19 protein-coding genes are annotated in these 21208 nt (G+C 54.9%); 9 read left to right on the top strand and 10 right to left on the bottom strand.

What is annotated here, in order from left to right:
- Window positions 1-30 precede the first annotated feature (30 nt).
- Complete coding sequence (locus C1N58_RS01595) at window positions 31-783, bottom strand: IclR family transcriptional regulator (RefSeq protein WP_033739547.1); 753 nt, start codon at window positions 781-783, stop codon at window positions 31-33.
- A gap of 362 nt (window positions 784-1145) precedes the next feature.
- Between C1N58_RS01595 and C1N58_RS01590 the strand changes: the two genes are divergently transcribed.
- The 6 genes from C1N58_RS01590 (at window position 1146) to C1N58_RS01565 (ending at window position 5945) form a co-directional block, all read left to right on the top strand.
- Window positions 1146-1538, top strand: coding sequence for a RidA family protein (locus C1N58_RS01590; protein ID WP_033739549.1), 393 nt, complete (start codon window positions 1146-1148; stop codon window positions 1536-1538).
- Between the two features lie 122 nt (window positions 1539-1660).
- Window positions 1661-2503 (top strand): ABC transporter substrate-binding protein, encoded by an 843-nt coding sequence (locus C1N58_RS01585; protein ID WP_039338353.1) that lies wholly within the window; start codon window positions 1661-1663, stop codon window positions 2501-2503.
- 48 nt (window positions 2504-2551) lie between these two features.
- A complete protein-coding gene (locus tag C1N58_RS01580; protein WP_394550368.1) occupies window positions 2552-3289 on the top strand; it encodes an amino acid ABC transporter permease in 738 nt (245 codons plus the stop codon).
- Entirely contained in the window at window positions 3286-3927 is a 642-nt protein-coding gene (locus C1N58_RS01575; protein WP_006120747.1) for an amino acid ABC transporter permease, read from the top strand. The genes C1N58_RS01580 and C1N58_RS01575 overlap by 4 nt, the downstream gene beginning before the upstream one ends.
- Window positions 3927-4664 (top strand): amino acid ABC transporter ATP-binding protein, encoded by a 738-nt coding sequence (locus C1N58_RS01570; RefSeq protein ID WP_033739676.1) that lies wholly within the window; start codon window positions 3927-3929, stop codon window positions 4662-4664. The genes C1N58_RS01575 and C1N58_RS01570 overlap by 1 nt, the downstream gene beginning before the upstream one ends.
- A 9-nt stretch (window positions 4665-4673) precedes the next feature.
- On the top strand, window positions 4674-5945 hold the full coding sequence (locus C1N58_RS01565; protein WP_058708941.1) for an alanine racemase: 1272 nt from the start codon (window positions 4674-4676) through the stop codon (window positions 5943-5945).
- Window positions 5946-6036: 91 nt separating this feature from the next.
- Here C1N58_RS01565 and C1N58_RS01560 read toward each other — a convergent pair whose 3' ends face one another.
- Genes C1N58_RS01560 through cysJ form a run of 3 tightly spaced genes read right to left on the bottom strand, consistent with a single transcriptional unit; the run spans window position 6037 to window position 10288 of the window.
- The gene (locus C1N58_RS01560) at window positions 6037-6768 is read right to left on the bottom strand and encodes a phosphoadenylyl-sulfate reductase (protein WP_006120753.1); all 732 of its coding nucleotides are present in this window, start codon (window positions 6766-6768) and stop codon (window positions 6037-6039) included.
- Window positions 6765-8486 carry an assimilatory sulfite reductase (NADPH) hemoprotein subunit gene (gene cysI, locus C1N58_RS01555; RefSeq protein WP_394550367.1) on the bottom strand — a complete coding sequence of 574 codons (1722 nt, stop codon included), beginning with the start codon at window positions 8484-8486 and terminating at the stop codon, window positions 6765-6767. Before cysI ends, C1N58_RS01560 begins: the two co-directional genes overlap by 4 nt.
- Window positions 8486-10288 carry an NADPH-dependent assimilatory sulfite reductase flavoprotein subunit gene (cysJ, locus tag C1N58_RS01550; protein ID WP_054633233.1) on the bottom strand — a complete coding sequence of 601 codons (1803 nt, stop codon included), beginning with the start codon at window positions 10286-10288 and terminating at the stop codon, window positions 8486-8488. Before cysJ ends, cysI begins: the two co-directional genes overlap by 1 nt.
- Window positions 10289-10564: 276 nt before the next feature.
- Between cysJ and C1N58_RS01545 the strand changes: the two genes are divergently transcribed.
- The 3 genes from C1N58_RS01545 to C1N58_RS01535 all read left to right on the top strand — a co-directional run bounded on the left by C1N58_RS01545 (window position 10565) and on the right by C1N58_RS01535 (window position 12644).
- Entirely contained in the window at window positions 10565-11392 is an 828-nt protein-coding gene (locus tag C1N58_RS01545; RefSeq protein WP_394564514.1) for an arylamine N-acetyltransferase family protein, read from the top strand.
- A gap of 133 nt (window positions 11393-11525) precedes the next feature.
- The gene (gene queD, locus C1N58_RS01540; protein WP_006120757.1) at window positions 11526-11885 is read left to right on the top strand and encodes a 6-carboxytetrahydropterin synthase QueD; all 360 of its coding nucleotides are present in this window, start codon (window positions 11526-11528) and stop codon (window positions 11883-11885) included.
- A gap of 159 nt (window positions 11886-12044) precedes the next feature.
- Window positions 12045-12644 (top strand): inorganic diphosphatase, encoded by a 600-nt coding sequence (locus C1N58_RS01535; protein WP_039338364.1) that lies wholly within the window; start codon window positions 12045-12047, stop codon window positions 12642-12644.
- A gap of 33 nt (window positions 12645-12677) precedes the next feature.
- Here the strand turns inward: C1N58_RS01535 and queE are convergent, their stop codons facing one another.
- The 6 genes from queE to relA form a co-directional block, all read right to left on the bottom strand.
- Window positions 12678-13349 (bottom strand): 7-carboxy-7-deazaguanine synthase QueE, encoded by a 672-nt coding sequence (queE, locus tag C1N58_RS01530; protein WP_006120759.1) that lies wholly within the window; start codon window positions 13347-13349, stop codon window positions 12678-12680.
- Between the two features lie 125 nt (window positions 13350-13474).
- Window positions 13475-14590 carry an endonuclease/exonuclease/phosphatase family protein gene (locus C1N58_RS01525; RefSeq protein ID WP_394564513.1) on the bottom strand — a complete coding sequence of 372 codons (1116 nt, stop codon included), beginning with the start codon at window positions 14588-14590 and terminating at the stop codon, window positions 13475-13477.
- A gap of 254 nt (window positions 14591-14844) precedes the next feature.
- On the bottom strand, window positions 14845-16140 hold the full coding sequence (eno, locus tag C1N58_RS01520; protein ID WP_006120761.1) for a phosphopyruvate hydratase: 1296 nt from the start codon (window positions 16138-16140) through the stop codon (window positions 14845-14847).
- Between the two features lie 76 nt (window positions 16141-16216).
- Window positions 16217-17854 carry a glutamine hydrolyzing CTP synthase gene (gene pyrG, locus C1N58_RS01515; RefSeq protein WP_006120762.1) on the bottom strand — a complete coding sequence of 546 codons (1638 nt, stop codon included), beginning with the start codon at window positions 17852-17854 and terminating at the stop codon, window positions 16217-16219.
- 229 nt (window positions 17855-18083) lie between these two features.
- A complete protein-coding gene (gene mazG, locus C1N58_RS01510; RefSeq protein WP_033739678.1) occupies window positions 18084-18872 on the bottom strand; it encodes a nucleoside triphosphate pyrophosphohydrolase in 789 nt (262 codons plus the stop codon).
- A gap of 89 nt (window positions 18873-18961) precedes the next feature.
- Window positions 18962-21193 carry a GTP diphosphokinase gene (gene relA, locus C1N58_RS01505; protein ID WP_006120764.1) on the bottom strand — a complete coding sequence of 744 codons (2232 nt, stop codon included), beginning with the start codon at window positions 21191-21193 and terminating at the stop codon, window positions 18962-18964.
- Window positions 21194-21208: the final 15 nt, after the last annotated feature.

Genomic DNA, 21208 nt, shown 5'->3' with positions numbered 1-21208 from the left:
CCGACAGAAGAAGCAGGCTCTTCTGTCGGTTCAGGTAAAGTCAGACAGCTTTTGCCCCGCGTTAATAAGCGTTTTTAACAGCATCTGACGTCGCTCCTCGGGCGTATCCCGACTGACCATAAAACAAATCGCGGCCACGGCCAGATCGTTTCGGGCGCGAATCGGGGCGGCCATACAACAGGTAAAACTTTCAGACAGCCCTTCCGTCATCGAATAGCCCTGATGGCCCGCCCGATGAATATCGGTCAGAAAAGCCTGCTTATCTAAGACGTTACCATTGGCCAGCCGGTAATCCTCCTCGGGGATCAGGGCCAGAATCGCCTCATCACTCCAGTTACTCAATAGCAGACGGCCCGTTGCGGTCCAGGGAATCGGAATTTTAACGCCGATGTCTGAGGTGATTTTGAAAGGATGCGCATTGCTCTCTGACAGCACCACCGTATATTTATTGCCTTCCAGCATGCACAGCTGCACGGTTTCGCCATGCTCAGCAACCATCTCGATCATTAATTGATGCGCGCGGCGAATCAGGGGATTGTGCGCCATGTAGTCCGCACCGTAATAGTGCATTTCGCGGCCAAAATACACGCTGCCTTCTGCATCCAGTTCAACCAGCCCTGCCTCACTCAGCAGATTAACCAGTTCATAAACGCTGGAACGCGGCGCACCGGTCGCTTCAATCAGTTCGCGCATCGCCATCGGCTGGCGGGCAATATGCAGCTGACGGAAAATATCAATTACGCGGTCCACGCCGCGCGCTCTGGCGGGTTTATCTTCCTGCATACCACTTTTCTCCTACCGGCATCGCCACGTTAAATCGGTTCAGGCCGCCATCATACACAGCCAACACGGTTTTACCTGAGTACGCGCACAATAACCATCCTTTTCTTTTTCCTCCTGATGCTAATTATTGGGGCACCAAAAACGCGCACGCTGAATTAAAAAAAGAGACATCGATCACTTTTAATTTAAAAAACTAATCATTGATAAAAAATATTCGTGAGCCATACGTTAATGCTAAAAAATAATCCCGTTACTCGCTATTGCAAAATAATTAACATTGTGCAAATCTCGACCTATCCGGTATTGCAGATTGAATTCCGGTATACCAGACAAAGCAAGGTGACGATTTTAAGGGCATAAGTATGACTATCAAGCGTTACGGTACGGAAGGCGGCGTCGGAACCGGAGGACAAAAACTGCCTTTTGCACGTGCGGTCGAAGCCGATGGCTGGCTTTATATCTCCGGACAAACACCGATGACAGGCGGTGAAGTCGTAGAGGGCGGCATCATTGAGCAAACTCGGCTGGCCTTTGAAAACTGCCTGACCATCATGCGGGAAGCGGGTTATCAGATTAAGGACGTGGTGCATGTGACGGCGGTCCTGACGGATGCCCGGTACTTTAGTTCATTTAATAAAGTGTTTAGTGAACTTTTTCACGACCATCCGCCCGCCCGAATCTGCAGCGTGCAGGACCTGGTTGTGGATTGCAAAGTCGAAGTCGATATGACGTGTTTTAATGCCGGACGAAAATAATAGCTGCGGTTTATTCGCCTGGTAAAAATAAACGCATCCAACAGAAAAGCCATAATTAAAAATATCCCGCCACATTATTTAATAATGTTGGTGATATCCCTCTTTTATTTGAGAGAAGAAATATGAATACCACTTTCCAGCAAAATGTATTCGTCCGGCTCCTTCCCGCTCTGCTCACCGTCGCGGCGCTGACCGGTTGTACACCGACCGAAAATAAAAACGAAACCGCAGGTGCAGCACCGCCATCCACGCTACAAACCGTTCTTCAGCGCGGCACATTGCGGGTGGGCGATTGCCTGAGTTTTGCACCGTTCGGTTTTTACGATAAAGCGGGTAATCCGGATGGTTACGATGTCGACCTGGCGAAAGCGCTGGCAAAAGAGATGGGCGTCAAACTGGAAATGGTGAATACCACCAGCGCTAACCGTATTCCCAATCTGCAAACCAACAAAGTGGATGTCGTGTTCTGTAATTTCACCCGTAACCTGACGCGCGCGAAAGAGATTGGCTTTACTCAGCCCTACGTGGTGGCCAGTGAAGCCATGCTGGTGCGTAAAGCGAGCGGGATCAAATCGGCCCACGACATGGCGGGCAAAACCATTGCGACCGTGAAAGGCTCGACCAACGGCGACGAAGTACGCAGCATGGGGATCGACGTGAAGATTCAGGAATATGACTCTTCTCAGGCCGCTATCCTGGCGGTGAAACAGGGACAAGCCGATGCGATGATTGAGGATAACAACTTCCTCGCCTACCAGGCCAAGCTCGATCCGACGCTGGAAGTGACAAACGAAGCGCTGGTCCCGCTGGAATATAACGCGTTTGGTGTTAAACAGGGCGATCAGATCTGGACGAACTACCTCAACGAGTTCCTGTTTGAAATTAATGCATCCGGTGAGAATGCCCAGCTCTACCAGAAATGGTTTGGCAGTAAACCTCGCTATCCGCTGAATCCGCAGTTCTGACCAGAGAGGACGCAGGTGATGTCCTGCGTCCTGTTAAGGAGGCTTCCTATGCACTATCAATGGCTGACACTCTGGCAGTATGCCGACACCTTTCTCGCCGCGACCTGGCTGACGCTTCAGGTGACGCTGCTGGCGTTTATGCTGGCGCTGGCGCTGGGATTGCTGGCTGCCGTGGCAAAAGCCGCCCGCTTTGCGCCTGTTCGCTGGCTGAGCCACGGCTATGTTGAATTTATCCGTAACACGCCCGTGCTGTTGCAAATATTCATCGTGTTCTTTGGGCTGCCTTCGCTGGGCATCACCATGAGTGCGTTTACGGCGGGTGTGCTGGCGTTGGGAATTAACGTCGGAGCCTATCTGGCCGAGATTTTCCGGGCCGGGATTCAGTCGGTTCCTAAAGGTCAGCTGGAAGCCGCCTGGATTTTGGGCATCAGCCGCCGCCAGATGTTTATCAATGTGGTCATGCCCCAGGCAGCACGCGCGGTCTGGCCCGCTATCGTGAATAACCTGATTCAGCTGTTGCTGGGCACCTCACTGCTGTCAGCGATTGCGCTGCCGGAACTGACGGGCACAGCCACCGTGATTAACGCCCGGACGCTGCTCTACATCCAGACCTTTAGCGTTGTCGCGCTGGTCTACCTGTTTCTCAGCAACCTGTTCTCGTGGTTAGGGACGGTTGCGGGACGTCGGCTGTTCATGCCACCGCTGGTCGTCGCCGTAAAAAGGCCGCTCTGGTCACAGGCCAGAAAAATGCTGTCACCTTCCGCTAAACAGGAGCCGGTCCAATGAGCGAACTGATTCTCAGCAGCCTGCCATTGTTGTGGCGCGGTCTGATAATTACGTTGTTGCTGTCGGTTGCCGCCATTGTCGGCAGTACGTTGCTTGGCCTTCTGGCCGCCGTCTTGCGGACCAGCCGCCTGCCTGTCGCCCGGCAGATTGCGGTGATCTATACCGAGCTGTTTCGCGGCACACCGGTCTTGATCACGCTGATGTTTATCTACTTTGGCGTGGCGTATTTTGGCTATGACATCAACCTGTTTGCCGCGGGCATTTTGGGGCTGAGCATTTATCAGGGCGCATACATTGCCGAGATCTTTCGTGGTGGCATTGAGGCGGTTCCGAAAGGCCAGTGGGAGGTTTCCTGGATCCTCGGCCTGTCCAGACGACAGACCTTCACCAGTGTTATCCTGCCGCAAACCCGTGGGATCGTCTTGCCCCCGCTTGTCGGCCAGTATCTGTCGCTCATCAAAGATACCTCGATTGTCAGCATGATCGGCATGTCTGAACTGATGCATCAGGGCCAGGCCATCGTTGATCGTATCGGGCAGCCGGTGCTGATTTATGGTCTGGTCGCCCTGCTCTACTTCGCGCTTTGTTACCCGCTTTCTCGCTGGGTGCAACACCAGCAAACCAGGAACCCGTTATGATGAAAAATGCAGCCATTACCCTGAGCCGGATCACGAAGTCATTCGGCGCGACTCAGGTTCTGAAAGAAATCAGTCTGGATGTCTCGCCGGGCGAAGTTCTGGTGCTGATCGGAGCGTCCGGTTCGGGTAAAAGTACGGTACTGCGCATTATGAGCGGTCTGGAAAAAGCCGACGGCGGCGAAATTTGGGTTAACGGCATACCGCTGCACGATCAAAAACGGAGTCGTGATATCTGTGGGCACGTCGGCATGGTGTTTCAGCAGTTCAATCTGTTTCCCCACAAAACGGCACTGGGCAACGTCACGCTGGCCTTGATTAAAGCTCAGAAACTCTCCGTTGCAGAGGCAAACGCGCGCGGCATGGCCGCGCTGGAACGCGTCGGACTGGCTGACCGCGCCGGCCACTATCCTTCTCAGCTTTCGGGCGGACAACAGCAACGTGTGGCTATCGCACGCGCGCTGGCGGTACAGCCCAAAATCATGTTTTTCGACGAAGCGACCTCCGCACTCGATCCCGAATTAGTCGGCGAAGTCATGGAAGTCATGCGCGGGCTGGCGCGTGAAGGGATGACCATGGTTGTGGTTACGCATGAGATGGGCTTTGCCCGCAAAACCGCTGACCGGGTGGTGTTTATGGATCAGGGCGTGATTGCCGAACAGGGCACGCCAGACGCCATTTTCGGGCATCCCCAGAATCCACGCACGCAACAGTTTCTGTCACGCGTTCTTGAGCATTAAGGAGCCGCTATGTCTTTACGTCTTCCGCTAAACGCGGATGCCACGCTGGATGCCGCGCAGCCATCGCCCCGTTTTAAATCCGTTGCCGGTACCGGCGCGGCGCCGCTTGAGATCGGCACCGACGTCCTGCGCAGCGCAGCGGTGTTTTCGCCGGTGATGGTCATGAAACAGGCCGCACTGGAGAATAACCTGCAGCAACTCGCGGCATTCTGTCGCGAAAAAGGTGTCATGCTGGCGGCGCACGGTAAAACGTCGATGGCACCGACCATCTTACGGCGAGCTGTCAGTCAGGGCGGTGCATGGGGCATCAGCGCCGCCACGCCCGCTCAGGTCCGTGCCCTGCGACACTTTGGTATCCGCAATGTCTTTCTGGCAAACGAGTTAGTCGATCCTGCCGGTATTCGCTGGATCGGTGAATGGCAGCGCCAGCATCCTGACCACGGCTTTCTCTGTTATGTGGACTCACTGGCGGGCATCACGCTGCTGGAAGAGAACCTGGGCGATACGGCCATTGCCGTGTTGATTGAAGTATCGATTCCCGGCGGCAGAACAGGATGCCGAACCGAGGAGGAAGTGCTGAGGATAGCTGAACGCATCGCCCAAAGTCGTCACCTGCAGCTTGTCGGTGTCGCGGGCTATGAAGGGGCGCTGGGTGCCGCGCGTGATGCAGCGGGCGTGGCGTTAATTCAGCACTACTGCAACGTCATGATATCTACCGCCACTCTGCTGGCTGAACGCCAGCTGTTTCAGAGTGAGACCATTCTGCTGAGCGCCGGTGGGGGTGCCTGGTTTGATGTGGTGACAGCGTGCTTTACCCAGGCCACGCTGCCGCTACCGGTTCAGCCTTTAATTCGCTCGGGTGCGTATATGGCACACGACAGCGGTCTCTATTCCCGTATCGCCCCCTTTGCGCAGCCGGGCTCAGGCCACCATTTTGAAGCCGCGCTGGAAATCTGGGGGCGCGTACTGTCCCGTCCGGAACCAGGACTGGCGCTGCTGGACTTTGGCCGACGCGATGTCCCTTTCGATCAGGATTTACCTGTCCCGCTGTGGATGCGTGCCGCTGACGGCAGCGCACCGCGATCCGGCACGCATCTGTCGATCAGCGAGGTTAACGATCAGCATGCCTATCTGCGCCTTCCCGCGGATGAATCCCTTCAGCCGGGCGACTGGGTAGGATGCGGTATTTCTCATCCCTGTACCGCTTTTGATAAGTGGCGCTATCTTCCGCTGGTCGATGACGACTACCGCGTCGTGGACAGCGTAGAAACCGCGTTCTGACCGCAGAGAATCTCCACCGCTGAGGCCGCGACCCGGCCCATAACAAAACGGGCGATTCGGATGAATCGCCCGTTTTGCTATGCTGTCTTCATCAGCCTTCGTGCAAGCCGCACTCGCGTTTCAGGCCAAAGAAACGTGTTTCTTCTTCCGCCATGCCCGGCTCCCACTTACGCGTGGTGTGCGTATCTCCCACCGACAGGTAGCCTTCGTCCCACAACGGATGGTATTTCAGATTATGGGTTTGCAGATACTGATGAACCTGGCGGTTATCCCAGTCAATAATCGGCAGCACTTTAAACACACCGCGCTGAACGCCCAGCACCGGCAGACTGGCACGACTGCCTGACTGATCGCGACGCAGGCCCGCAAACCAGGTCTGGGCGCCCAGCGTTTCCAGTGCCCGGTTCATCGGCTCAACTTTGTTGATTTGGTTGTACTGCTCAATGCCTTCAACCCCTTGTTCCCACAGCTTGCCATAACGCGCTTCCTGCCAGGCAGGCGACGTTTCGGCGCGGAACACCTTCAGGTTGAGATTGAGCTGGTCGGCCAGCTCATCTATAAAGCGATACGTTTCCGGAAACAGATAGCCCGTATCCGTGAGGATAACCGGAATATCGGGTTGCACACGCGTGACCAGATGTAGCGATACGGCAGCCTGAATACCAAAGCTGGACGAGAGCACATAAGCACCCGGCAGGTTTTCCAGTGCCCAGCTTACGCGTTCTTCCGCAGAGGCTTTTTCCAGTTGGGCATTCGTCGCGGCCAGCGCCATCGCGCGCTGGACCTTCGACATCGCATTCAGTGCTGCAAGATCGATACTCATTTTGCCTCCTGCCAGAAGTCGCGCGCAGGGTCCAGCACCGGTGCAACGATGCCCACACGGATCACGAAGTCGCCAAAGCCTTCTGCGGCCTCGCGCTCTTTCGCCCAGCGCCCTACCAGCTCATCAATTGTGGCGAGAATTTCAGGTTCGGTAATGTTTTCACGATACATACGTGGGATACGCGTGCCGATACGGTTACCCCCAATGTGCAGGTTGTAACGCCCTGGCGCTTTCCCGACCAGGCCCACTTCTGCCAGCATCGCACGGCCACAGCCGTTCGGACAACCGGTAACGCGTAGCACGATGTGCTCTTCACCGACGCCGTGATTGTGCATGATCGCTTCAACCCGGGTGACGAAAGACGGCAGGAAACGCTCAGCCTCCGCCATAGCCAGTGGACAGGTCGGAAACGCCACGCAGGCCATTGAGTTTTCTCGCTGCGGCGTCACATTTTCCATCAGTCCATGTTCACGGGCAATCGCCTCAATCTGCGCTTTCTGGCTTTCTGGCACGCCCGCCACGATCAGATTCTGGTTGGCGGTCAGGCGGAAATCGCCCTGATGGATTTTGGCGATTTCGGCGATGCCGCTTTTTAACGGACGTCCCGGATAATCCAGCAGACGGCCGTTTTCAATGAACAGCGTCAGATGCCATTTGTTGTCGATACCTTTGATCCAGCCGAAACGATCGCCGCGTGTAGTGAATTCGTAAGGGCGCGTCGGCTCAAACGTCACACCGGCGCGCTTCTCAACTTCGGCCTTAAAGGTGTCAACGCCCACGCGCTCCAGCGTGTATTTGGTTTTGGCGTTTTTACGATCGGTACGGTTGCCCCAGTCGCGCTGCGTGGTAACCACCGCCGCGGCGACGTCCAGAATCTTCTCTACCGGAAAATAGCCGAATTCGCTGGCGGTACGGGCATAGGTCGCTTTGTTACCGTGCTCAATGGACAAACCGCCGCCCACCAGCAGGTTAAAGCCGACCAGCTTGCCGTTTTTCGCAATGGCAATAAAGTTCAGATCGTTAGCGTGCAGATCGACATCATTGTGCGGCGGGATCACCACCGTGGTTTTAAACTTACGCGGCAGGTAGGTTTCCCCCAGGATCGGCTCTTCGTCCGTTGTGGCGACTTTCTCCTGATCCCACCAAATCTCAGCATAGGCGCGGGTTTGCGGCAGCAGATGTTCTGACAGCTTTTTCGCCCATTCGTAGGCTTCCTGATGCAACGCGGATTCCACCGGGTTGGAGGTACACAGGACGTTACGGTTAACGTCATTCGCCGTCGCCAGCGCATCCAGCCCCACTTCGTGCAGCATCTGATGCGTAGGTTTGACGTTCTTTTTCAGGATGCCGTGAAACTGGAACGTCTGACGGTTCGTCAGACGAATGCTGCCGTAGAGCGTTTTCTCGGTGGCAAACTTATCGATCGCCAGCCACTGGGTCGGCGTAATAATCCCACCCGGCAGGCGGCAGCGCAGCATCATGGCATGGCGCGGTTCCAGCTTTTGCTCGGCGCGTTCTGCGCGAATATCGCGATCATCCTGCTGGTACATGCCGTGAAAACGGATCAGCAGGAAGTTGTCGCCGCTGAAACCACCGGTCAGTCCATCCTCAAGATCGTCAAGAATGGTTCCACGCAGGTAATTGCTCTCTTTTTTTAACCGCTCTGCATCCGTCAGTTTGCCTTCAACCACCAGCGGTCCAGGGTATTTTTCAGTCATTAGTAAACGTCTCGCTGATAGCGGCGCTCAATGCGCAGCTCACTTAAAAATTCGTCAGCCGTTTCACGATCCATAGCACCGTGCTCGACCACCACATCCAGTAACGCCTGCTCAACGTCTCTTGCCATGCGATTTGCATCGCCGCAGACATACAGGTGCGCGCCATCCTGAATCCAGCGCCAGACTTCCGCACCCTTCGCGCGGATTTTATCTTGTACGTATATTTTCTCTGCCTGATCGCGCGACCAGGCCAGATCGATGTGCGTTAACAGGCCGTCTTTAACATATTTCTGCCATTCAACCTGATACAGAAAGTCATCCGTAAAGTGCGGATTGCCAAAGAACAGCCAGTTTTTCCCGCTGGCCCCATCGTTATCACGCTGTTGCATAAAGGCGCGGAACGGGGCGATTCCGGTGCCCGGACCAATCATGATCACAGGTGCATCGGGATTCTCCGGCAGGCGGAAGTTATCATTATGTTCGATAAACACCCGGACTTCGCCGTCTTCTTCAACACGGTCTGCCAGCCAGGTTGATGCGCCGCCGCCGCGCTGCCGTCCTTCGATATCAAAACGTACCGCACCCACGGTGATATGCACTTCAGTATCGGTCTCCGCCTGCGAAGAGGCAATCGAATACAAGCGCGGGGTTAAGGGACGCAGCAGGCTGGTCAGCTGCTCAGCCGTCAGTTGCGCAGGCGCCAGGCGAACCATATCGACAATCGGATAACGTTGCGCGTACTGTTGAAGTTTAGCTTTGTCATCCACCAGCGACAGCAGTTCGTCGTTGCGGGACAAAGTGGCGTACTGCGCCACAATTTGCGCGGTGTTGACCGTTAACTCGAAATGTTTCTGCAGCGCCTCTGCCAGCGGCAGCGTCTGGCCCTGTACGTCAACCGGCTCATCGCCTTTTAACCACACCAGCTCCAGCAGTTCGCTGACCAACGCGGCATCGTTTTCATACCAGACGCCCAGCGCATCGCCGGGCTGGTAGCGCAAACCGGAATCGCCCAAATCAATTTCGATATGGCGGACGTCTTTATCCGAATCGCGGCCGGTGATTTTCTGATTGACCGATAAACTCGCGCTGAGGGGCTGCGTTTTGGAATAGGGGCTGGTGGACACTTCATTGACGCTGCCCGCCACGGTTGCCGCCGCCTGTGCGGGCGAGGCCGTCGGGACCCGTGCTTTCAGAATGTCGGTGAGCGCCAGGCGCCAGGCGCTGGCCTGCTCAGCATAGTCAACATCGGCATCAACCCGATCCAGCAGGCGTTCCGCCCCCAGCTCAGCCAGCCGTGTATCGAAATCTTTGCCCGCCTTGCTGAAGAATTCATAGGAGGTGTCGCCCAGACCCAGTACGGCAAAAGCCGCACCGTCCATTTTGGGCGCTTTTTTCGACATCAGGAATTTATGCAGCGCAACGGCTTCTTCCGGCGGCTCGCCTTCCCCTTGCGTGGAGGTCACCACAATCAGCAGCTTTTCCTGGCCGATTTGTTTAAATTTGTAGTCGCCGGCGTTCACCAGATTCACGGTCAGCTTTGCGGCCTGCAGGTCATCGCGGAGCTGTTCAGCCACCCGACGGGCGTTGCCGGTTTGCGAGGCGGAAAGCAGCGTAATCGCGGGCGCTTCAGGCTGTGCCGGAGCGCTGGCCACCGCCTGACCAGGCGCATGATTAACTTTGCCCCAGAAGTAGCCGGAGAGCCACGCCATTTGAGTGGTGGAAAAATCTGTCGTTGCTGCCTCTAAACGGGCAAGTTGCTCCGGAGAGAGCGGAAGCAGTGAACCTGGTGCCTGAGTCGTCATCGCGATAAAAATTCCAGTAGCAGAAATCCGGACCGAATAGTGGCGGAAGAGAGAGAAGGGTACAGCCAGCTATATTAACGATTAAAGACGCCTTCGACATATCAAATAACCAAAATGACTAAATGGTTTTTCAGATACAATTAATCGTTAAAAGTGGTAATCCTGACAGTCATCAACAGACTCAGGTAATCATCCTTCCCGCTCTGATTAATGGCGGGTGATTGCCCTGAATACGTGGCATAACGAATTGCCAAAGCGACGATACGAGAGGATCGGGTGCCTGAGACAGTAACTGCATTATCGCCTGCGCTGACAGAGCGAATCCTGGATAAACTGGGCCTGGATCACTCCCCTGCCCCAGATGCGGCCGGACTTCAGGCGCTTTACCGCGCCTGGTGCCAGAAGGTGCCCTTCGACAATATCCGCCGGCGCATTCTCGCGGACGATCCTCCTTCCCAACCGTTGCCCGGCACTACGGCCGACGATTTTTTCACGCACTGGCTACAATTTGGCACCGGCGGCACCTGCTGGGCCGGTCATGGCGCACTCTTTGCGCTGCTTATGCAACTGGGATTTCGTGCGCAACTCGGTGTCTCCAGGATGCTGTCCTCGCGTCCGTCCCCCGTCGATTCTCCCGGTCATGGCCTGCTGTTGGTCACCCTCGACGATCGTCCTCTGGTGGTGGATGCTACGATGCTTCATGACCATCCGCTGCCGCTTGAGGTGGCGGAGTATGCGCATCCCGTCTGGGGCACGCAGGTTCATCAGCAGGGCGACAGTTGGTTGATTAACTGGAAGCCGTTAGGTCGGGCAAGGCTGGATTGTCAGCTCCTGGCGCTTAATATCCCCTTCGCTGACTTTCAGGCGCGCCATCAAAAAAGCCGCAACACCAGTCGCTTTGACGGTGCACTGCTGATTCGTCGGGCAAGTCATGACACTCTCACCGCTATCGTTAAAGGTGAGCAGGTAGTAAGAGCCCAGGACGGAAGCGAAAGCTTCACGCCGCTGTCACAATCACAACAACATCAGTTGTTAATTGAACATTTCGGTATCGCCGAAGAAATCGTGGCGCGTCTTCCCGCCGACGTGTCGCACAACGGTTAACGGCTTTATGCCGGGTTAACGCCCTGATGCGCTTAACCATTCTGGCGATTGGCTGAGCAAACTGCGCTTAACGGGTGCGAAAAAGCTGCTTTTCAGGTAGAATTCGGCCCGTTTTTAATGCCTGAGAGCGATTATGTCTACCACGTTATTTAAAGAGTTCCAGTTCGAAGCCGCACACCATTTACCTAATGTACCGGCCGGACACAAATGCGGTCGTTTGCACGGTCACTCCTTCCTGGTGCGTCTGGAAATCACCGGCGAAGTGGATGCGCATACCGGCTGGGTGATGGATTTTGCTGAACTGAAAGCGGCCTTTAAACCCCTTTATGACCGGCTTGATCATTATTACCTCAATGACATTCCGGGACTGGAGAATCCGACCAGCGAAGTGCTGGCCAAATGGATTTGGGATCATATGAAGCCTCGCCTGCCGTTGCTGAGCGCGGTCATGATCAAAGAAACCTGCACCGCAGGCTGTACCTACCGCGGTTAACCGGCCGCCCTTCGCCAACGGGCGGCTGATCGGACACAGGGTTGATCAGTCGGCAGGGTTGCTGACATGTGCATTGTAACGTTCCGTCGGCTGTCATCCCGCTGTCATCTTTACCGACCAGGCTGTTCTCTCCTTCATTAAAGATCAAGAGAATCAACAATGAACCTGAGAAAGCCTTTTCTGGCCTTGTCCGTTTTTATCACTGCCTCTGCCGCCGTCCAGGCGGAAAACATCCTTAACTTCCCGCAACCCGAAACGCTGCCGGATGCCTTCTATGCCGTCACGGAAATTCCGGCAGGCGGCATCATTAAATATGAAACCGATGCGAAAACCGGTTTCATCGTTGCCGACCGTTTTCAGTCCATGCCGGTTGCGTATCCGGCTAACTACGGTTCGCTGACGCAATCACTGGGCGGTGATAACGATCCGCTGGATGTGATCTTCTATACGCGCGCCCCACTCGCCCCCGGGACACTCATTAAACTGCGCCCGATTGGCGTACTGAAAATGATCGACGGCGGCGAAGTGGATGACAAAATTGTCGCCGTACCCGCCAGTCATGTCGATCCAACCTATGATGCGATTCAGACGGTAGCCGATTTGCCCAAAATGGAGCAGCAGCGGCTGGAGGCTTTTTTTCGCGTTTACAAGGAACTGCCCGAGGGCCGTAAGAAGGTTGAGCTGAAAGGGTTTGAAGACGCGAACGCCGCAAAAGCGGAGATTAAGCAGGCTTATGAAACCTGGAAAGCGAAACAGTAAATGAAAAAGGCGGCCAGGGCCGCCTTTTTGCTGTCAGGCAATATTCAGGTATTTATGCGTCTGCATCGACAGGCGCCAGTTGCGCGCAATGCAGGTTTCGATACACAGTTTTGTTGCATCATCTTTGCGACTGATCGGCTGCAGCGCAATAATGCGCGCTTTTGTGTCCTGAATCCCGGCCAGTAAATCGTCTAAGGCCTCCACATCACGTTGCCGTGCTACCGGATGTTTGATCTCATCTGCACGGCTCAGCGCCTGTGCCAGGACATCATAACCGCCGCGCATATTAACCTTCGGCGACACGGTCACCCAGGTTTGTGCAGAGCAGTGGATTTCGTGGGTCCCGCTGGTTTCGATCTGGCACTGAAACCCTGCGGCTTCCAGCGCGTCGGTCAGTGGGCGCAAATCGTAGATGGCCGGTTCTCCGCCGGTGATCACAATGTGACGGGCCGTCCAGCCCTGTTGCGCGATGCTGCTGAGCAGCATTGGCACATCCGCGTTGCCCCAGGCATCGCTTTCCACCGTTTTAACCAGAATATCGCCTAATGCTGTTTCCCGATCCGCCTGTTTTTCCCAGGTGTGTTTGGTGTCACACCAACTGCATCCTACCGGACATCCCTGTAAGCGGATGAAAATCGCCGGCACGCCGGTGTAATAGCCTTCGCCTTGCAGCGTCTGGAACATTTCGTTAATCGGGTACTGCATAATCATCTCTGTGAAGTTTTAAAACGTGATTATCGCAGAACTCAGCGCTGAGATCATGTCAGGTGATGCTGAACCGACGCGATCTTCTGTGAACGCGCCAGGCGACAGGAGGACAGCAGGCGGGATCAGAGGGTCAGATCCACCCACACCGCCGCATGATCAGACGCTGCATTGACCTCTTTTTTCAGTTCGGGATAGGTTTCCCATTTTACCGGGCGAACACCGGGCCACATCCCTTTGCGCCACACGCCGCCTTTTTCGACCTTTTTCCACAGGGCGGGCGACAGCAAAATATAGTCAATTTTATTACTGGCGCTGCAACCGCCCCAGGTACCGGGATAGCCACCGTTATCAAACTTTTCATGGGTAAAGATATCTTTCAGGTCGGTGTCCTTCAGCAACGGCGATAAGGCCTCGCTGTCTGGCGTGTCGTTAAAATCGCCCGTGATCGCGATCAGGGTTTGCCCGTCTTTAATGCGTTGCTGATATATCGCTTTGACCCGCTCCGCCTGCCGTTTACGGCGGGCGTCAGAGCTGGCTTTTGCACCGTACCCTTTGCTTTTAAAATGGTTAACCAGCACAAGCAGGGTTTGACCGTCGGGCAAAGGAATCGTGAATTCGGGACAGTCGCGCGAGAAAATCAGCTCGCCCTGTTTATCTTTGTCATCGACATGGCTTCGGATTGTGTCGATAGCAAAGTCTGCCGCGCTCATTAGCCCGACATCAATGCCCCGCTCATCGTTGCCATCAATCACCATCACATGATTAAACGGCGTGCCGCCGCGTGCGGGCAGCATCGTGTTATTAAATTCCAGCAACGCGGGGCGGCTTTCTGCTTCCACGACCGTCAGGATATCCGCCCTGAGATCTGTCATGACCTGCGCCGTTAATCCCATAGCAATCTCGTCTATCGGCGCACGTCGCAGTTCCAGCGATCCGACCCAGTCAGCACGGCCATTGGCGATAATGCGAATGCCGCTGTTGTCTGTGGGTCGGGTCAACAGTTTACCCCGGTTGCGCCGCAGGAGAACAAAAGGCCCGGTGTCTGACTTTTGCAGTCCCAGCGCCACCATCAGTTCAACCATCTGTTTTTTCATCGCGTCGGTATACTCAGCCTGCCCCAGCAGGGCATTCAGCTCGGCGAATTTTTCGAGTACCGGTTTTCCTGCACGCCATTCGTTCTGATTCATCGCTCTGGCGCGATCAAACAGGTTTTCAACGTTATACGAAACCAGCCTCACAGGTTTTCTCCTTCAGCCAGTTAAACTTTGCCTGAAAGCGGTGATTCATGCGCCTCAGGCGAGCAACAGGATGCGTCAGATTCATGTATACAGCGTCAGTATCGGTGGGTTGTGTTAAGCACAGATGTAAACAGCATAGACGTCGCAGAAAAAGGTGAGGAAGCCTGACGGCAAAGGCATAAAAAAACCCGCCACGTGGGCGGGTTTTCATCAGAAGTCAGAAGTCAGAAGTCAGAAGTCAGAAGTCAGTAAACTTACTGGCCTTTTACTTCTTTCAGACCGTTGAAGGGCGCTTTTGAACCCAGCGCTTCTTCGATACGGATCAGCTGGTTGTACTTCGCAACACGGTCAGAACGGCTCATTGAACCGGTTTTGATCTGGCCTGCAGCAGTACCGACCGCCAGGTCAGCGATGGTCGCATCTTCGGTTTCACCTGAACGGTGAGAGATCACAGCGGTGTAGCCTGCGTCTTTCGCCATTTTAATCGCAGCCAGGGTTTCGGTCAGTGAACCGATCTGGTTGAATTTGATCAGGATGGAGTTCGCGATGCCTTTCTCGATACCTTCTTTCAGGATCTTCGTGTTGGTAACGAACAGGTCGTCACCTACCAGCTGGATTTTGTCGCCCAGCACTTTGGTCTGGTAGGCGAAGCCATCCCAGTCAGATTCGTCCAGGCCATCTTCGATAGAAACGATCGGATACTGCTTCGTCAGATCTTCCAGGAAGTGGGTGAACTCTTCAGAGGTGAAGGCCTTACCGCCTTCACCGGCCAGCACGTATTTGCCATCTTTGTAGAATTCAGATGCCGCACAGTCCATTGCCAGGGTGATATCTTTACCCAGCTCATAGCCTGCTGCTTTTACCGCTTCCGCGATAACCGCCAGCGCTTCGGCGTTAGAACCCAGGTTTGGCGCATAGCCACCTTCGTCACCTACCGCTGTGCTCATACCTTTGCTTTTCAGCACTTTCGCCAGGTTGTGGAACACTTCTGAACCCATGCGGATCGCTTCTTTCACGCTTGATGCGCCGACAGGCTGAATCATGAATTCCTGAATGTCGACGTTGTTGTCCGCGTGCTCACCACCGTTGATGATGTTCATCATAGGCAGTGGCATAGAATATTTGCCTGGGGTGCCGTTCAGTTCAGCGATGTGCTCATACAGCGCCTGACCTTTAGAGGCTGCCGCCGCTTTTGCCGCAGCCAGTGAAACAGCCAGAATGGCGTTAGCACCGAAGTTAGATTTGTTCTCAGTACCGTCCAGGTCGATCATGATTTTATCGATGTTCGCCTGATCTTTCGCGTCTTTGCCTTTTACCGCTTCAGCAATCGGACCGTTAACCGCAGCAACCGCTTTAGTTACGCCTTTGCCCAGGAAGCGAGATTTGTCACCGTCACGCAGTTCCAGTGCTTCACGAGAACCGGTAGAGGCACCTGATGGTGCTGCAGCCAGGCCTACGAAGCCGCCTTCCAGGTGCACTTCAGCTTCAACAGTTGGGTTGCCACGTGAGTCGATAATTTCGCGACCGATGACTTTTACGATTTTGGCCATTACGATTTTCCTCAGTACAAGTTAGTCAATCCTAAGACAAACAACGCGCGAAAAGTTCGCGCGTTGTTCGTTAAACTTATTTCGCTAAACGCTTCTGATGCTCATGTGCTGCCTTCACAAACCCGGCAAACAACGGATGACCATCGCGTGGCGTCGATGTGAACTCAGGGTGGAACTGGCAAGCAATAAACCATGGATGGTTCGGGATCTCAATGATCTCAACCAACTGATCGTCGCCAGAACGTCCTGCCACGCGTAAACCCGCTGCTTCAATTTGCTTCAGCAGCATATTATTTACTTCGTAGCGGTGACGATGGCGCTCAACAATCGTGTCAGAACCGTACAGCTGGCGAACCTTGCTTTCCGGGGTCAACTGGCACTGCTGGCTGCCAAGACGCATGGTACCACCCAGATCGCTCTGCTCAGAACGGACTTCAACGTTACCTTCTTCGTCACGCCATTCGGTGATCAAGGCGACCACCGGGTACTTACAGTCTGGCACAAATTCTGTGGAGTTTGCGCCTTCCATACCGGCAACATTGCGCGCGAACTCCATCAGGGCAACCTGCATGCCAAGACAGATGCCGAGATAAGGCACGTTGTTTTCGCGGGCATATTTCGCCGTCATCAGCTTGCCTTCGACACCGCGGTAACCAAACCCACCCGGAATCAGAATGGCATCTAAATCTTTCAGCAATTCGACACCGCGGGTTTCTACGTCCTGGGAGTCGATCAGCTTGATGTTGACGGTAACGCGATTCTTCAGCCCGCCGTGCTTCAGGGCTTCAATAACAGATTTATACGCATCCGGCAGTTCGACATATTTGCCCACCATACCAATGGTGACTTCGCCGCCCGGGTTCGCTTCTTCATAAATCACCTGCTCCCACTCGGCCAGATTGGCTTCCGGAGCATTCAGATTGAAACGCTTACAGATATAGTCATCCAGACCCTGCGATTTCAGCATGCCTGGAATTTTGTAGATGGAATCGACGTCTTTGAGCGAAATAACGGCTTTTTCTGGCACGTTACAGAACAGGGCAATTTTGCCACGCTCGTTGGCCGGCACAGCCCGATCGGAACGGCAGATCAGGACGTCTGGCTGAATACCGATAGAGAGCAGTTCCTTTACAGAGTGCTGCGTCGGCTTGGTTTTGACCTCGCCCGCTGCCGCCATGTAAGGCACCAGCGTCAAGTGCATGTACATCGTATGTTCGCGGCCCACGTCGACGGCCATCTGACGAATCGCTTCCAGGAACGGCAGGGATTCGATATCACCGACCGTACCGCCGATTTCGACCAGCACGACGTCGTGACCTTCGCCACCTTCGATGATGCGCTCTTTAATCGCATTAGTAATATGCGGAATGACCTGAATCGTGGCACCCAGATAGTCGCCACGGCGCTCTTTGCGCAGGACTTCCGAGTAGATACGGCCAGTGGTGAAGTTGTTGCGGCGCGACATTTTCGTGCGGATGAAGCGCTCATAGTGACCCAAATCCAGATCGGTTTCGGCCCCATCATCAGTGACGAATACTTCACCGTGCTGTGTCGGGCTCATGGTACCCGGATCGACGTTAATGTACGGATCCAGTTTCATGATGGTCACGTTCAGACCACGCGCTTCGAGAATGGCTGCGAGGGAGGCTGCGGCAATGCCTTTACCCAGAGAGGAAACGACCCCGCCGGTCACAAAAATATAATTCGTTGTCATGCTGAACCTGAGAGTTTAGGTTTAAAGACGGTGGAATAACCAGGACGGGAAAACAGTATACTGGAAACCGCCATCAGCCACAATTGATGAATCACATCCCTCTCCTCACGCATTGCTGCGCGTACCTTAGCGGATAGCGGTTAACAAAATGTTGACGTACATCACAAAGTTGACGCGAAGCTGAATCGAGTAAGCCCGAGCGCGCACTTTATGCGCAGCGCTGGAATAATCAGCGTTTTTCGTCGGCTTTTACCTGCTGCCAGGCCGCTTCCATTTGTTCCAGCGTGGCGCCCGGCATAGACAGCCCCTGTGCAGTAATGATTGCTTCCACCGCACGGAAACGGCGTTCAAACTTATCGTTGGCCTTCTGTAGCGCGATTTCGGCTTTGCTGCCCAAGTGACGCGAGAGGTTAACCGTCGCAAACAGTAAATCGCCGATCTCTTCTTCCAGCTTTTGCGGGTCGACGACGCTTTGCTGCGCCTCGTGCATCACCTCATCGATCTCTTCATGCACCTTGTCGACCACCGGGCCTAGCGTTGTCCAGTCGAAGCCCACATTGTGGCAACGCTTTTGAATTTTATGAGCGCGCATCAGCGCAGGCAGCGCTTTTGGAATATCGTCCAGTGCCGAATGCTGGGCTTTCTCTGCCCGTTCCGCGCTTTTTATCGCCTCCCAGTTTTTCAACACCTCAGCGCTGTTCCCGGCGGTGCCTTCCGCAAAAATATGCGGATGGCGACGTTCCAGCTTGTCACTGATGGCATGGCAGATATCATCAAAATTAAAGCGCCCCTGCTCCTGTGCCATCTGGGCATAAAACACCACCTGAAACAGCAGATCGCCCAGCTCCCCCCGCAGATCGTCGAAGTCTTCGCGCTGGATGGCATCCAGCACTTCGTAGGTTTCTTCCAGGGTATAAGGCGCGATGGTGGCAAAGGTCTGCTCGCGATCCCACGGGCAGCCCTGTTGCGGATCGCGCAGGGTTTTCATAATGCCCAGCAGGCGATCAATTGACGTCATAGGGTAATCCTTCCGGTGTTTCGTTGGCATAAACGCGGTGATAAAAGCAGCCAGGCGCACGTCGGTCAAAACGTGCGCCTGATGACAGGTTAGTGCAGGCGGCGGGCATCGATGATGTCAGGTACCTGATTGAGGCGAGACAGCACGCGCCCCAGGACCTGGTGATTGTAAATCTCGATGTCCATATCAATGGTGGCGAGCTGTTTTTTGGTATCGCTGCGGCTCGATACGCCAAGCACGTTGACCTTTTCGTTGGCGAGAATCGTGGTGATATCGCGCAACAGCCCGCTGCGATCGTTAGCCGTGACGCGCACCACCAGCGAATAGCCGCTGGAGTAGCTTTCGCCCCATACGGCATCGACGATGCGCTCTGGCGCGTTGGAGATCAGCTCCGACAGCTGATCGCAGTCGGCACGGTGAATGGAAATACCGCGTCCGTGGGTGATAAAGCCGACGATATCGTCGCCCGGGATAGGCTGACAGCAGCGTGCGATATGGTGCATGAGGTTGCCCACCCCTTCCACCACGACGCGACCACTTTCCTTGCGGGCAGACGGCGCGTGCGATTTTTGCGTCAGCTGACGCAGGGCTTCACGGTCCTGTTCTTCCGCCGTCGGCTTATTAAGCTTGGCCTGCAGGAAATTCACCATCTGGTGCAGACGAATATCCCCGCCGCCAATGGCGGCCAGTAACTCGTCCAGCGAGGTGACGTTATAGCGCGGCAGCAGCAGCTTCTCGGCTTCACGCAGGCTGATATCCATCTGGTTCAGCTCGTTGTCCAGAATCTGGCGACCGGCAAGAATGTTTTTATCGCGATCCTGCTTACGGAACCAGTTGTGAATTTTGGCGCGGCCACGGCTGGTAGTGATGAATCCTAAATTCGGGTTCAGCCAGTCGCGGCTCGGATTCGGCTGTTTTTGTGTGATGACTTCAACCTGGTCGCCCATCTGCAACTGATAGGTAAAGGGCACGATGCGCCCACCGATTTTGGCACCGATGCAGCGATGGCCGATATCGCTGTGGATATGGTAGGCAAAGTCCAGCGGCGTAGAACCGGCGGGCAAATCGACCACATCGCCTTTCGGGGTAAAGACGTAGACGCGGTCATCAAACACCTGACTGCGGACCTCTTCCAGCAGCTCGCCGGAATCGGCCATCTCTTCCTGCCAGGAGATCAGCTTACGTAACCAGGCAATGCGTTCTTCATGGCCTGCCGCCCCACGGGCATGGCTGGACGACGGGCCTTCTTTGTATTTCCAGTGTGCCGCGACGCCGAGTTCCGCGTCCTCATGCATCTGACGCGTACGAATCTGGATCTCAACGGTTTTACCCTGCGGTCCCAGCACCACCGTATGAATGGACTGATAGCCGTTAGGCTTCGGGTTAGCGACGTAATCGTCGAATTCACTGGGCAGATGGCGGTACAGCGTATGTACCGTACCCAGCGCGCCATAGCAGTCCTGTAAACGCTCAGCCACAATACGCACCGCGCGCACGTCGAACAGCTCATCAAAGGCGAGCGATTTTTTCTGCATCTTGCGCCAGATGCTGTAGATATGTTTGGGACGGCCGTACACTTCGGCACGAACGCCCTCTTTCGCCATCTCTTTACGCAGGTTAACGACAAAGTTATCGATATATTGCTCACGATCGATACGACGTTCGTGCAACAGTTTCGCAATGCGCTTGTATTCTTCGGGATGCAGATAGCGGAAACAGTAATCTTCCAGCTCCCATTTCAACTGGCCGATGCCCAGCCGGTTGGCCAGCGGCGCGTAAATATTGGTGCTTTCTTTGGCGGCCAGAACGCGTTCGTCTTCCGGTGCATCCTTCACCTCGCGCAGGTTCATAATGCGCTCTGCCAGCTTGAGCACCACGCAGCGGAAATCTTCCACCATCGCCAGCAGCATGCGGCGCACGTTATCCACCTGCTCTGAGGCCATTGAATCGTTATGAATGGCTTTCAGCTGGCGAATCGCATCCATATCGCGTACGCCATGTACCAGCGAAACGATGCCTTTGCCCACGGTTTTTTCCAGCTCTTCTTCGCTGACCACTTCGTCATTGGCGAGCGGGAAAATCAGTGCCGCGCACAGGCTTTCAATGTCCATGCTGAGCATTGAGAGGATTTCCACCATCTCAATACCGCGCCACAGCAGCAGCGACTGGTCGGGATGGCCTTGCGTCTGCGCCTCACAATAGCGCCAGGTTTCAGCAAGACGTTCACATGATTGCGGGTTAGCCACGCCAAGACTGGCGATCCACTGGTCGAGGGCAAATTCCCCTTCCGTATTTAAATGTGCACTTCTGACCGCAACCATATCCTCTCCTGCACA

It is taken from the genome of Pantoea sp. SGAir0180 (assembly GCF_043546245.1).
Note: the sequence above shows the minus strand (reverse complement) of the source record. Positions and strands in the feature narration are given on the sequence as shown.